The organism is Nitrospirillum amazonense, assembly GCF_007828035.1.
Lineage (GTDB): Bacteria > Pseudomonadota > Alphaproteobacteria > Azospirillales > Azospirillaceae > Nitrospirillum > Nitrospirillum amazonense.
In genome coordinates, this window is the sequence record NZ_VITV01000002.1 from 72163 (window position 1) to 86726 (window position 14564).

Annotated in this window: 3 protein-coding genes; 2 read left to right on the forward strand and 1 reads right to left on the reverse strand. The window is 67.6% G+C overall.

Features of this window, described 5'->3' with window-relative positions; all coding sequences use genetic code 11:
- Nucleotides 1-257: 257 nt before the first annotated feature.
- On the forward strand, nucleotides 258-2399 hold the full coding sequence (fusA, locus tag FBZ87_RS04375) for an elongation factor G (protein WP_145609158.1): 2142 nt from the start codon (nucleotides 258-260) through the stop codon (nucleotides 2397-2399).
- Nucleotides 2400-2585: 186 nt separating this feature from the next.
- On the opposite strand, the gene FBZ87_RS04380 is transcribed toward fusA, so the two are convergent.
- The gene (locus tag FBZ87_RS04380; protein WP_145609159.1) at nucleotides 2586-11972 is read right to left on the reverse strand and encodes a beta strand repeat-containing protein; all 9387 of its coding nucleotides are present in this window, start codon (nucleotides 11970-11972) and stop codon (nucleotides 2586-2588) included.
- 554 nt (nucleotides 11973-12526) lie between these two features.
- Between FBZ87_RS04380 and FBZ87_RS04385 the strand changes: the two genes are divergently transcribed.
- Entirely contained in the window at nucleotides 12527-14524 is a 1998-nt protein-coding gene (locus tag FBZ87_RS04385) for a cache domain-containing protein (protein WP_145609160.1), read from the forward strand.
- The last annotated feature ends 40 nt before the right edge of the window (nucleotides 14525-14564 follow it).

The following is a 14564-nucleotide window of genomic DNA, read 5'->3' on the forward strand; positions in this document are numbered from 1 at the left end:
GCGGAATCGGGCAGGCGACAGGGAAAGGCCCCGCCATGCGCGTGAATCTCCCCTGCTCAGGGGTGACATGCCGCATGAGCCCTTGGAAAAGGTGGCGGAACGCGCTAGATATCCGCCCGCCCGGGAGGTAATGCGGCGTGCCGTCGACCCCCCGGCCTTTTTTCATGCGGGTCCTTTCAGGGCCCGCGCTCGTTTTTGAACATCCCCCGCGCCGGCTTCATTCTTTTGCACCGGACGTTGGACGACGGAGCCCTCTAATGCCCCGCAGCACACCGCTGGACGACATTCGCAACATCGGCATCATCGCCCACGTCGATGCCGGCAAGACGACGACCACTGAGCGCATCCTGTACTACACGGGTCGCAAGCACACGATCGTCGACATTCATGACACCAAGGACCTGAAGTCGTCGACCACGACCGACTATCTGGAACAGGAACAGAAGCGCGGCATCACCATTCAGTCCGCTGCCGTGTCCTGCTTCTGGAAGGACAAGAAGATCAACCTGATCGACACCCCAGGCCACGTGGACTTCACCATCGAGGTGAACCGCTCCCTGCGCGTGCTCGACGGTGCCGTGGTGGTGTTCGACGGCGTGGCCGGTGTGGAGCCCCAGACCGAGACCAACTGGCGCCTGGCGGACAACTACAACGTTCCGCGTATGTGCTACGTCAACAAGATGGACCGTTCCGGCGCCAGCTTCAGCCGCTGCGTGGACATGATCCGCAAGCGCTTGGGCGCCACCCCGGCCGTCATCCAGCTGCCGCTGGGCTCGGAAGACAACTTCCAGGGCATGATCGACCTCGTCGAGATGAAGGCTTACGTCTGGTTCTCCGAGGAAAAGGACAGCCAGTGGGAGATCTGGGACGTCACCGACGACCTGGCCGACAAGCTGAAGATCACCAACGCCTACGACCGTGAGCTGCTGAGCAAGGTTGGCGAGTACCGCGCCGAGCTGATCGACACCTGCCTGATGCAGGACGACGCGGCCATGGAGCAGTACCTGGAGTCCGGTGAAGAGCCGTCCCCCGCCGTGCTGAAGGAATGCCTGCGCCTCGGCACCCTGAAGGGCGACTTCACCCCGGTCCTGTGCGGTTCCTCGTACAAGAACAAGGGCGTGCAGCAGCTGCTGGACGCGGTCGTCGCCTTCCTGCCGTCGCCGACGGACGTCGAGGCCATCAAGACCGTGGACCCGGACGGCAACCCGAACGGCGAGCGCAAGTCGTCGGACGACGAGCCCTTCGCTGGCCTGGCCTTCAAGGTCATCAACGACAAGTACGGTTCGCTGACCTTCGTGCGCGTCTACTCGGGCGTCGTCGCCAAGGGCACCTCCCTGCTGAACACCACCCGCGGCAAGCGTGAGCGCATCGGCCGTATCGTGGAAATGTTCGCCAAGGAAGCGAACGACCTGGAAGAAGCCCGCGCGGGCGACATCGTGGCCTTCGTCTCGCTGGCCGAGACGGACACCGGTGATACCCTGTGCGATGCCACCGCCCCGGTGGTGCTGGAGCGCATGCGCTTCCCCGACCCCGTCATCAGCGTGTCGGTGGAGCCGAAGAACCGTGCCGACCAGGACAAGTTCGGCGCCGCCATCGGCAAGATGGTCCGCGCGGACCCGTCGCTGCGTCTGGAAACGGACCGCGACACCGGCCAGACCCTGCTGCGCGGCATGGGCGAGCTGCACCTGGAAGTGACGCTCGACCGTATGCGCACGGAGTTCGGTGTGGAAGGTGTGATGGGTCGCCCGCAGGTGGCCTATCGTGAGACGATCACCAAGACCGTCGAATACACCTACACCCACAAGAAGCAGACCGGTGGTTCGGGCCAGTTCGCCGAAGTGAAGGTCCGCTTCGAGCCGAAGGAACGTGGCGCCGGCTTCTCCTTCGTGGACAAGGTCGTCGGCGGCACGGTGCCGCGCGAATACATCCCGTCGGTGGGCAAGGGCCTGGAAGTCCAGAAGGAAGACGGCGTCCTGGCTGGCTATCCGACCGTGGACTTCGAAGCCACCCTGCTGGACGGTAAGTACCACGAAGTGGACTCGAACGCCCTGACGTTCGAAATCGCCGCCAAGGCCTGCTTCCGCGAAGGCATCCGGACCGCCGGTCCGATCCTGCTGGAGCCGGTGATGAAGGTCGAAGTGGTCGTTCCGGATGACTACCTGGGCGACGTGATTGGCGACATCAACCGTCGTCGCGGCACGGTGCTGGGCCAGCTGGAGCGTGGCCACAACATCGCCGTCGAATCCCACGTGCCGCTGTCCGAAATGTTCGGTTACATCGGTCAGTTGCGCGGCATGACCTCGGGTCGTGGCTCCTACACCATGGAGTTCTCGCACTACGACCCGGTGCCGAAGAACGTGGCCGACGAAATCATCGCGAAGAGCGGCAAGGCCGCCTGAGCCTGATTTCAAAGGCAGAGAGTATAAGAACGGCCGCCCCACCCGGGGCGGCCGTTTCTTTTTGAGCGTGATGTGAGAACAGGCGCAGGGCGCTATCCCCTGGCGCGGCAGATGTCACTTGGCGGTTATGGGAAAGCAGGCATCGTACCGCTATCGGAACGACGCCCATGTCGCCTGAAGCCAGGCTTAACCGGAGGTGCCCAGGATGCTGTTCATCCAGGCATTCACCTGGTCGCTGGAGAAGGCGGCGACCTGGGCGCCGGTAACGGCCAGGGCGAGCCGCTGTCCCATCGTAGACAGCTGATCGGTGGTCAGCGCATGGGCCTGGGCGGTGGTCAGGGCCGCGACCTGGCTGGTGCTGAACTCCCGTACGTCATCGGTGGTCAGCGCGTGCACTTGAGCGGTGGTCAGGGCTTGAAGCTGGGCGGTGGATAGCCGCTGCACCTGGTCGCTGGTCAGGGCCGACAGGTTGCCGGTGGTCAGGCCCGCCACTTGGCTGGTGGCCAGTGCCGCCACCTGGGTGGTGGACAACCGCTGCACCTGGTCCGTGGTCAGTCCGTCCAGCTGCGCCGTGCTCAGCACCCGGATTTGGGCCGTCGTCAGGGCGCGCAGGTCGGCGGAGGGCAGGGCGTTCAGCTGGTCGCTGTTCAGCACCTGCACCTGGTCGCTGGTCAGCTTGGACACCTGGGCGCTGGTCAACGCCGCCACACTGTCGCTGTTCAGCGCCAGCAGCTGGTCCGTCGTCAGGGCGGTCACCTGCGCGGTGGTCAGCACCCTCACGTCGGCCGTGGCCAGGGCGTTCAGCTGGGCCGTCGTCAGGGTCTGGATCTGCGTGGTGCTCAGGCCCGTCACCTGGGCCGTGGTCAGCGCCCCCAGCTGGTCGGTGGTCAGTGCGTTCAACTGGTCGCTGGTCAGCCCCGCCAGCTGGCCGGTGGTGAAGGCCGCCAGGTTGGCTGTGCCGAGATTGGCCAACTGATCGGTGGTCAGCGCCCCGATCTGGGCTGAGGTCAGGCTGCGGATGTCCGCCGTCGGCAGGGCCACCAGCTGGTCGCTGGTCAGCACGTGGATCTGCCCGGTGCCCAGCTGGGACACCTGCGCGCTGGTCAGCGCCGCCACGTGCAGGGTGTCCAGCGCCACGACCTGGTCGGTCGACAGGCTGTTCAGCTGTGCCGTCGACAGGACGCGCACGTCGGCCGTTGTCAGGGCGTTCAGCTGCCCGGTGGTCAACGCCCCCACCTGGTCGGTGCTCAGCTTGGCCACCTGGGCAGTGCTCAAGGCGGCCACGCTGTCGCTGTTCAAAGCGGACAGCTGGGCCGTGCGGAGCACCGTGATCTGGGCCGTCGTCAGCGACCGCACGTCGGCCGTGGTCAGGGCGTTCAGCTGGTCGGTCGTCAGCGCCCGCACCTGGTCGGTGGTCAGGCGGATCACCTGGGCGGTGGTCAGCGCCGCCACGCTGTCGGTGCTGAGCGTCGACACTTGGGCGGTGGTCAGCGCCGCCACTTGCAGGCTGTTCAACGCCCGCACCTCGGTGGTGGTCAGCGCGTTCAGTTGGTCGCTGCCCAGCGCCTGCAGCTGCGCGGTGCTAAGGCCGGCCACCTGCTGCGTGGTCAGGCCTGGCAGCTGGTCGGTGGTCAGCGCCTGGACTTCATCGGTGGTCAGCACCCCCAGCTGGGCGGTGCTGAGCGCCGCCAGGTTGGTGGTGCCGAGCGTCGCCAGCTGGGCCGTGGTCAGGGCCGCCACCTGGGTCGTTGTCAGGGTACGGATATCGATGGTGCTGAGGGCGTTCAGCTGGTCGCTGGTCAGGGCCCGCACCTGGTCGGTGCCGAGCTTGGACACCTGGGCGCTGGTCAGGGCGCTGGCGTTGGCGGTGCTGAGGGCGGCCAATTGCGCCGTGGTCAGGGCGGCGACCTGGGCCGTGGTCAGGGCACGGATGTCGGCGGTATTGAGCGCGTTCAACTGGTTGGTCGTCAGCGCGGCGACTTGGTCGGTGGTCAGCTTGGCCACTTGGGCGCTGGTCAACGCGGCCGTGCCGTCGGTGTTCAGGCTGGACAGCTGGCTGGTGCTGAGCGCCTGCAGCTGGGCCGTGGTCAGGGCGCGGATGTCGGCGGTATTGAACGCGTTCAACTGGTCGGTGTTCAGCACCCGCACCTGATCGGTGGTCAGTTTCGCCACCTGCTGGGTAGTCAGCGCCGCCACGGTGTCGCTGCCCAAGCCGGACAGCTGATCGGTGCTGAGGGCGCCCAGCTGCGCAGTGGTCAGCGCGCGCACGTCGGCGCTGTTGAGCGTGTTCAGCTGATCGCTGGTCAGCGCCTGCACCTGCGTGGTGGTCAGCTTGGCCACCTGCAGTGTGCTGAGGGCCCCCGTCTGGTCCGTGGTCAGCGCCGCCACTTGGTCGCTGGCCAGCCCGCCCAGTTGAGTGGTGGTCAGTGCTGCGAAGTTGCCGGTGTTGAGCGCTGTCAGCTGGCTGGTGGTCAGCGTCGCCAACTGGGCGGAGGTGAACTCCCGGATGTCGGCCGTGGTCAGGGTGTTCAGCTGATCGCTGGTCAGGGCCCGCAGCTGGTCGCTCGACAGCCGGCTGACCTGCGCGCTGCTGAGCGCCGAGAGATTGTCCGAGCCCAGGGCCGACAGCTGGGCGGTGGACAGGACCGCGACCTGGGCAGTGGTCAGATTGCGAACATCCAGGGTGGTCAGCGCGTTCAGCTGATCGCTGTTCAGGATTTGGATCTGGTCGGTCGACAGGCGGGACACCTGGGCGCTGCTGAGGGCTGCCACCGCGTCCGTGCCCAGGTTGGACAGCTGGTCGGTGGTCAGCGCCGCCAGCTGCGCCGTGGTCAGCGCGCGGACGTCGGCGCTGTTCAGGGTATTCAGCTGATCGCTGGTTAGCGCCTGGGTTTGCCCGGTGCTGAGCTTGGCCACCTGCAGCGTGCTGAGGGCGCGGGTCTGGTCGGTGGTCAGCGCCGTTATCTGCGCACCCGTCAGACCCGCCAGCTGTGTTGTCGACAGGGCGGCGAAGTTGGTGGTGCTCAGGCCGGCCAGCTGGTCCGTGCTGAGCGCCGACACCTGGGCCGACGTGAACTCCCGCATGTCGGCGGTCGATAGCGTGTTCAGCTGGTCGCTGCTGATGGCCTGCAGCTGGGCGCTGGTCAGGCCCACGATCTGGTTGCTGGCCAGGGCGCCCAGATTGTCGGAGGTCAGGTTGGACAGCTGGTCGGTGGTGAAGGCCGACAGCTGGGCGGAGGTGAACTCGCGGATGTCGGCGGTGGTCAGCGCGTCCAGCTGGTCGGTGGTCAGGGCGCGGACCTGGGCGCTGGACAGCTTGTTCACCTGGGCGCTGCCGAGCGCCGACAGGTTGGTGGATCTGAGGGTGGACAGCTGATCCGTCGTCAGCACCGCCACCTGGGTGGAGGTGAGGGCGCGCACGTCGGCCGTGGACAGGGCGTTCAACTGGTCGCTGTTCAGCGCCTGGACCTGGTCGGTGGAGAGCTTGCCCACCTGCATGGTGCTGAGGGCGGCCACCGTGTCGCTGCCCAGCGCGGACACCCGGCGGGTGGTCAGTGCCAACAGCTGCGCCGTGGTCAGCGCCCGGACGTCGGTCGGCGTCAGCGCGTTCAGCTGATCGCTGTTCAGCGCCTGGATCTGGTCCGTGGAAAGCTTGGACACCTGCAGCGTGCTCAGGCTGGCGACCTGGTCGGTGGTCAGCGCCGCCAGCTGGGATGATGTCAGGCCACCCAGTTCCGTGGTCGTCAGCGCCGAAACCGCCGCTGTGCTGAGCCCGGCGATTTGCAGGGTCGTCAGGGCCTGCACCTGGGTGGAGGTGAACTCCCGCATGTCAGCGGAGGTCAGCGCGCCCAGCTGGTCGGTGGTCAGCACCCGCACCTGGGCGCTGGTCAGGCCCACCACCTGGGTGCTGGCCAGTGCGGAAAGGTTGTCGGAGCTGAGGTTCGCCAGCTGGTCGGTGGTCAGGGCGGACAATTGTGCCGACGTGAACTCCCGGATGTCGGCGGTGGTCAGGGCGTTCAGCTGATCAGAGCCCAGGGCCTGGATTTGGCTGCTGGACAGCTTGTTGATCTGGGCGCTGCCGAGCGCCGACAGATTATCGGAACCCAGGGTGGACAGCTGATTTGTCGTCAGCGCCGCGACCTGGGCGGAGGTCAGTGCCCTCACGTCGGCGGTCGACAGGGCGTTCAGCTGGTCGCTGGTCAGGGCCTGCACCTGGGTGGTGGACAGGCGGGTCACCTGCAGGGTGCTGAGTGCTGCGACCGTGCCGGTACCGAGGGTGATGATCTGGTCGGTCGAGAGGGCCGCCAGTTGGCCGGAGGTCAGGGCGCGCACGTCGGCGCTGTTGAGCGCGCCCAGCTGGTCGCTGGTCAGGGCCCGCACCTGGGCGGTGGCCAGATTCGCCACCTGCAGCGTGGACAGCACCGCCACTTGGTCGCTGGTGACCGCCCCGAGCTGCGCGGTGGTAAGGCCGGCCAGCTGGGTGGTGCTGAGGGCCGTCACCACGGCTGTGGAAAGGCCCGCCAGCTGGTCGGTGGTCAGGACGCCCACCTGCGCCGAGGTGAATTCGCGGATATCGGCGCTCGACAGCCCGTTCAGCTGATCGGTGGTCAGCGCCTGCACCTGGGCGCTGGTGAAGCCCACCACCTGGTTGCTGGTCAGGGCCGACAGGTTGGTGGAACTGAGGTTGGACACCTGGTCGCTGGTCAGCACCCCCAGCTGGGCCGACGTGAATTCCCGCAGGTCGGCGGTTGTCAGGGTGTTCAGCTGGTCGCTGGTCAGTGACTGAACCTGGGCGCTGGACAGCTTGCCCACCTGCGTGCTGCTGAGCGCCGACAGGTTGGTGGCGCTCAAGGTCGATAGCTGGTCGGTGGTCAACACCGCGACCTGCGCCGTCGTCAACGCGCGGATGTCGGCGGTGGACAGGGCATTCAGCTGATCGCTGGTCAGGGCGCGGACCTGCGCCGTGGTGAGCTGCGCCACCTGGGCGGTGGTAAGCACGGTGGCGGCGGCGGTGCCGAGGGCGGCGAACTGGTCGGACGACAGCACGGCCAGCTGGGCCGTGGTCAGCGCACGCACGTCGGCGGTGGAGAAGGCGCTCAACTGGTCAGTGGTCAGCGACCGCACTTGGCCGGTGCTGAGGCCCGCCACCTGCTGGGTCGTCAGTCCCACTACCTGATCACTGGTCAGCGTCACCAGCTGATCGGTGCCCAGCCCCGCCAGCTGCTGGGTCGTCAGCGCCGACAGGTTGGTGGTGGCCAGGGCCGATACCTGGTCCGTGGTCAGCTGCGCCACCTGGGCCGAGGAGAATTCGCGGATGTCCGCGGTGGTCAGGGTGTTCAGCTGGTCGCTGGTCAGCGCCCGGATCTGGGTGCTGGACAGCCCGGTGACCTGGGCGCTGCCGAGGGCCGAAAGGTTGGTGGAGTTCAGCGCCGCGATCTGGTCGGTGCCAACCGCCCGCAGTTGAGCGCTGCTGAGCGTCCGTACGTCGGCGGTGGACAGGGCGTTCAACTGGTCGCTGGTCAGCGCGCCCACCTGGGTGGTCGACAGCTTGGCCACCTGTGCGGTGGTGAGGGCCGCGGTGTTGTCGGTGCTGAGCGTGGACAGCTGGCCGGTGCTGAGGGCTGCCACCTGGGCGGTGGTCAGGGCGCGGATGTCGGCGGTGGACAGCGCGTTCAACTGGTCACTGGTCAGCGCGTTCAGGATACCCGCCGACAGGCTGGCCACCTGGGCGGTGCTGAGGGCGGCAATCGTGTCGCTGCTGAAGGACAGCAGCTGGTCGCTGGTCAGCGCGCCCACCTGCGCCGTGGTCAGGATGCGCACGTCGGCGCTGTTCAGCGCGTTCAGCTGGTCGCTGCTGAGCGCCCGGAACTGGGCCGTGCTGAGCTTGGACACCTGCAGCGTGGTGAGCGCGCCCACCTGGTCGGTGGTCAGCGACCCCACCTGGGCCGTGCCCAGGCCGGCCAGCTGCGTGGTCGACAGCGCCGCCACGGTGGCGGTGCCCAGCGTGGAAATCTGGTCGGTTGTCAGGGTTGCCAGCTGGGCCGAACTGAATTCCCGGATGTCGGCGCTGCCCAGGGCGTTCAACTGGTCGCTGGTGAGGGAGCGCAGCTGGGCGCTGCTGAGGCCGGCCACCTGGCTGGTGCTGAGCGCCGCCAGATTATCCGACGCCAGGGCGGACACCTGGTCGGTCGTCAGCTGCGCGATCTGGGCGGAGGTGAATTCCCGGACGTCGGCCGTGGTCAGGGCGTTCAGCTGATCGCTGGTCAGGGACCGCAGCTGCGCGCTGGACAGCCCGATGACCTGGGTGCTGCTGAGCGCCGATAGGTTGGCGGTGCTGAGGGTCGACAGCTGGTCCGTGGTCAGGGCCGCCAGCTGCTGGGAGCCCAGCGCCCGCACGTCGGCGGTCGACAACGCGCCCAACTGGTCGCTGCTGAGCGCGCGTAACTGGGTGCTGGTGAGGCGCGTGACCTGGGCCGTCGACAGGGCGTTGAGGGCGTCGGTGCCCAGGTTGGTGAGCTGGAGAGTGCTGAGCACCCCGATCTGGGCGGTGGACAGGGCGCGGACGTCGGCGGTGGACAGGGCGTTCAGCTGGTCGCTGTTCAGCGCCTGGACCTGGGCCGTGGTCAGGCCCGCCACCTGGCTGGTGGCCAAGCCCGCCACCTGGTCGGTGGTCAGCGCCGTCACCTGTGCCGTGGTGAGGCCCAGCATTTGAGTGCTGGACAGGCTGGACAGGCTGGCCGTGGTCAGGCCCGACAGCTGGTCGGTGGTCAGCTGCCCGATCTGGGTGGAGGTGAATTCCCGCAGATCGGCGCTGTTCAGCGCATTCAGCTGGTCGCTGCCCAGCGATCGCACCTGGGCCGACGACAGGCGGTTGATCTGCGTGCTGCTGAGGGCGGATAGGGTGGCGGTACTGAGGGTGGACAGCTGGTCGGTGGTCAGCACCCCGATCTGCGCGGTGGTTAGAGCGCGGATGTCCGCCGTGGACAGGGCGTTCAACTGATCGCTGCCCAGCGCCCGGATCTGGCCGCTAGACAGCGCGGCCACCTGCGCGGTGCTGAGCGCCGCCAGGCTGTCGGTGTTCAGGCCCGCCACCTGGTCGGTGGTCAGGGCCGCGGTCAGGGCGGTGGCCAGGACGCGCACGTCGCCGGTGCTGAGCGCGTTGATCTGGTCGCTGTTCAGCGCCTTCAGCTGCAGGCTGGACAGGCCCGTCACCTGGTTGGTGGCCAGGGTTGCCACCTGGCTGGTGCTGAGCGCGCCCACCTGGTCGGCCGTCAGGCTCGCGATCTGGGCGGAGGTCAGGGCCGACAGGTTGGCGGTGCTGAGGCCCGCCACCTGGTCGGTGGTCAGCGCCTTCACCTGGGTGGAGGTCAGCGCCCGGGCGTCCGCGGTGTCGAAGGCGTTGATCTGGTCGCTGGATAGTGCCTTCAGCTGCGCGGTCGTCAGGCGCGCAACCTGGACGCTGGTCAGCGCCGCCACGTTCAGGGTGGTGAGGTTGGACAGCTGATCCGTGCTCAGCGCCGACAGCTGCGCGGTGGTCAGCGCCGCGATGTCGGCGGTGGTGAAGGCGTTCAGCTGGTCGCTGGTCAGGCCCCGCACCTGGGCGGAGCCGAAGCCTGCCACCTGCAGGGTGGTCAGGCCAGCCATCTGGTCGGTCGTCAGCGCCGACAGCTGGTCGGAGGTGAAGCCGTTCAGCTGGGTGGTGGTAAAGCCGGAAATGGCGCTGCCGCTCAACGCCGACAGCTGATCTGTGGTCAGCGCCCGCAGCTGGCCGGAGGTGAAGGCACGGACATCGGCGGAGGGCAGGGCGCCCAGCTGCTCCGTCGTCAGCGCCTTGATCTGGGCGGACGTCAGCTGCGCCACCTGGAGGGAGGACAGCGCCGCCACCTTGTCCGTGGTCAGGTTGCCCACCTGCTCGGTCGTCAGGCCGGCGATCTGCGCCGTGGTCAGGGCGCGGATGTCGGCGGTGCCCAGGGCGTTCAGCTGGTCGCTGCTCAGCCCCTTGATCTGGGCAGCGGCCAACTGCGTCACCTGGCTGGTGGACAGGGCGGCAAGGCTGCCCGTTTCCAGGTTGGCCAACTGCGCCGTGGTCAGGGCCGTCAACTGGCCGGAGGTCAGGGCCCGGATGTCCGCGGTGGACAGGGAGTTCAGCTGGTCGGTGCTGAGCGCCCGGATCTGCGCCGAACTCAGGCGCGATACCTGGGACGAATCCAGGGCGGCCAAGCCATCCGCGCCCAGTGCGCGGATCTGCCCGGTGCTCAGGGCCGCCAGCTGCGCCGAGGAGAACACCTGAACCTGGCTGGAGCTGAGGGCGCCGACCTGCGCCGTCGTCAGCTGCGTCACCTGCGTGGCGCTCAGCGCCGCCAGGCTGACGGTCGCCAGGGCGCCCATCTGATCGGTGGTCAGGGCGCCCAGCTGCTGGGCGCTGAACAGGCGCACGTCGGCCGTGGCCAGGGCGTTCAGTTGGTCGGTGCTGAGCGCCCGGATCTGCGCGGCCGACATCAGCAAGGTCTGGTTGGTGGTCAAGGCGGCCACGCCGGCGGTGCTGAGGCCGGCGAGCTGGGCGGTGGACAGCTGCAGGATCTGCGTGGCGGACAGTTCCCGAACGTCGGCGGTGGTCAGGCCGTTCAGCTGGTCCGTGGTCAGTGCCTGGACCTGGGCCTGGCTCAGCCGGGCGACCTGGGCGCTGTTCAGCGCCGACAGGTTGGCGACGCTTAGGCCCGCCACCTGTTCCGTCGTCAGGTTGGCGATTTGCGCCGTGGTCAGGGCGCGGAAATCATCGGTGCTGAGAGCGTTCAGCTGGGCGGTGTCCAGCACCCGCATTTGGGTGGCGCTCAGGCTGGCCAACTGCTGGGTGGTCAGGCCGGCCATCTGGCTGGTGGTGAAGACGTTGACCTGGGCCGCGGTCAGGCCCAGCATCTGTCCGGCGCTAAGGGCCGAGAGGTTGCGGGTGCTGAGCGCCACAATCTGGTCGGTGCTGAGCGCCGCCAGCTGTGTGCCGGAGAATTCCCGCATGTCTGCCGTGGTCAGCGCGTTCAGCTGATCGGTGGTCAGCGCCCGGACCTGGGCGGTGGTCAACAGCGCCACCTGGCTGCTGCTGAGCGCCGACAGGTTGGCCGTGCTGAGGCCCGAAATCTGGCCGACCGTCAACCCGGGCACCTGCGCCGTGCTAAGGGCCTGGATCTGGCTGGTGGACAGGGCGTTCAGCTGGCCTGTGGACAGGTAGCCCACCTGGGCGCGGCTGAAATCGCGGATGGCGGCGGTGGACAGGCCCGACAGCTGGCTGACGGTGATGGCCTCCACCTGGCTGGAGGTCAGGGCCTGCACCTGGTTGGATTTCAGCGCCTCGAGATCGGCGGGGCTGAAGGCGGCGATGTCCTCATCGCTGAACGCCTGCAGCTGCTGGGCGCTGAACACCATCTGGCTGGCCGTGAAGGCCGTGACCTGGGTGGAGGAAAGAACAGCGATCTGGGCGGTGGTGAGGGCCGCGACGTCCTGAGTGGTCAGGGCCTGAATAGCCGCTGTCGAATAAGCCGCGATCTGCGATGGTGGTACAGTACCGATAGACGAAACCATCACCCTCTCCGATCACATCTCTTTGAGATGTTTAACACTCGGCACCACCACGCCCCTTCTGGGCGCACCCACAGCCACGTGGGTCTTCAACCCCCCCGCCGCGCCCCTTATGGGAACAGCGGAAGTACTTTGTGTCCCAGGAGGGCCGCCCCGTTCTGGAGCCGCCGGCACCCGGGGGTGCGCGAGTATTGATCCGACGCCGACTTATCCAACCTGGATATACGGAGCCACTTTAATTTGGATAAAACTTAACCTCAAGGCTAGTTTCGTAGACAACCCGGAAGAACAGGATGGGCCGCCACTTGGCTGTGCTGGCCGCCCTCCGGCATGGGCGTTCGATTCACGACAGGTTAATGTGTCACGGCTTTTGAGGCGCCGGTGTAATACCCGGCCGTTGACTGCCGGTTGATTTCCGGGGCCCAGCCCGCCCGCTCGCCCGCCAGCGCCCCCAGAAAAAGCGTAACCGGCCGAAGGTTGAAGAACCGTGGCGCGTCGGATATTCCATCAAGAATAAGCATCGCATGGATGTACATCTATTGAGGGGGGTCTGGTAGATGGGCTGGTTCAATGACCGGACGATCAATCAGCGGCTTTGGGTTCTGGTGGGCGTCGCCGTGCTGGCGGCACTGGTCTACATCGGCCTTGGCGTGGCGCAGCAACGCACGCAGCTTTACGGGGATCGCCGCGACATGGCGCAGGACGCGGTGGGGGCCGCGCAGACCATCGTCGAGGCCTATATCCAGAAGGAAAAGCAGGGCGCCCTGCCCAGGGCCGACGCCCAGGCGGCGGCGCTGGCGGCCCTCAGGGCCGTGCGCTTCGCCGGTGAATACGTCTTCGTGAACGACACCAAGGGTGTCCTGGTCATGAACCCGAGCCGTCCGGATCTGGAGGGCAAGGACATGACCGACTTCAAGGACCCAGCCGGGACCTATATGTTCCGCGACTTCGTCGCCATGGCGACGGGGCCGCAGGGCCACGGCTTCGTGCCCTACAAGTGGCCGCGCCCGGGGCAGACGGAACCGGTGGACAAGCTGTCCTATGTGACCCTGGTCCCGGCCTGGGGCTGGGTCCTGGGTTCCGGCGTCTATCTGGACGATGTGCAGGCGCAAGGCCGGGCCTTGGTGGTGGGCGGCGTGGTGGAGGGCGTCATCGCCCTGCTGCTGGTGGGATCGCTGTCCTTCGTCATCGCCCGCAGCCTGTCGCGCAGCCTGGGTGAGCTGACGGGCGACATGCGCCGCCTGGCCCAGGGCGACCTCACCTTCACCATCACGGGCACCGACGCGCCCAACGAGCTGGGGGAAATGGCCCGCGCGCTGCAGGTCTTCCGCGACAACGCCTTGGCCAACCGCCGGCTGGAGGAGGAGCAGGCGGCGGCGCGGGAGGCGCAGCAGCGCCGGCATGACGCGCTGGAGGTCCTGGTGCGTGACTTCAAGGCCATGGTGGCGGGCAAGCTGCGCTCGGTCGCTGCCGCCGCGACAGAGCTGGAGGCGACGTCCGGCGGCCTGCGCGAACAGGCGGAGATCACCAGCGGCCTGGCGGTGACCGTGGCCACCGGCGCCACCGCCGCCAACCAGAACGCCCAGACCGTGGCCGCCGCGACGGAGGAGCTGACGGTTTCCAGTTCGGAAATCGGCCGCCAGGTGGAGTTCACCGCCGCCACTACTGCCCGCGCGGTGGAGGAGGCGCGCAAGGCCAGCACCGTGATGGCGGAGCTGTCGGAGGTGGCGGCCGGCGTGCAGACGGTGGTGCAGCTGATCAACGACATCGCCGGCCAGACCAACCTGCTGGCCCTGAACGCCACCATCGAGGCAGCGCGGGCGGGTGAGGCCGGCAAGGGCTTCGCCGTGGTCGCGCATGAGGTCAAGTCGCTGGCGGGCCAGACGGCCAAGGCGACGGAGGACATCGCCAGCCGCGCCATGGCGGTGCAGACGGCCGCCGCCGACGCCGTGTCCATCATCACCTACATCACCGACGTCATCGAGCAGATGGGCGGCAACTCCGCCACCATCGCCTCGGCCGTCACCGAGCAGGGGGCGGCCACCACCGAGATCAGCCGCAACGTGCAGGAGGCGGCGGCCCGCACGGCGGAGGTGGCGGGCAACATGAACACGGTGGAGGAAAGTGCCCAGTTCACGCTCAGTGCCTCCAGCCAGTTGCACGCCGCGGCGGGAGAGTTGTCCAGCCAGGCGGAACAGCTGCAGATGGAGGTGGAGGAGTTCCTGGGCGCCATGGAGCGGGCGGGCGACCGCCGGCAGTTTGAGCGCGTCCCGGCGGATCTGCCCATCACCGTGCAATGCATGGCCACGGGTAAGCCGGGTCCCATCTACCCAGGCCGCACCATCGACCTGTCGGCCGCCGGTCTGGCGGCCCGCATCGGCCAGATGGCCAACAAGCCGGGCGACGACCTGCTGGTGGGCGGTCTGGGCGACCACGCCATTCCCGGCCGTGTGGCCAGCATCGTGGACGGCGTCGTGCGCATCCAGTTCCGCATGAACGAGGACAGCATGACCATGATGCAGCAGGCCCTGAAGAAGGCCGGCGTGACGCTTTGACGACGCTTTGACTAGGTGGGGCGGACAATAACGCATGGCT

Excerpts from the sequence above, each read along its gene's own strand:
- fusA (WP_145609158.1), top strand. The coding sequence starts at position 258 with ATGCCCCGCAGCACACCGCTGGACGACATTCGCAACATCGGCATCATC.
- FBZ87_RS04380 (WP_145609159.1), bottom strand. The coding sequence starts at position 11,972 with ATGGTTTCGTCTATCGGTACTGTACCACCATCGCAGATCGCGGCTTAT.
- FBZ87_RS04385 (WP_145609160.1), top strand. The coding sequence starts at position 12,527 with ATGGGCTGGTTCAATGACCGGACGATCAATCAGCGGCTTTGGGTTCTG.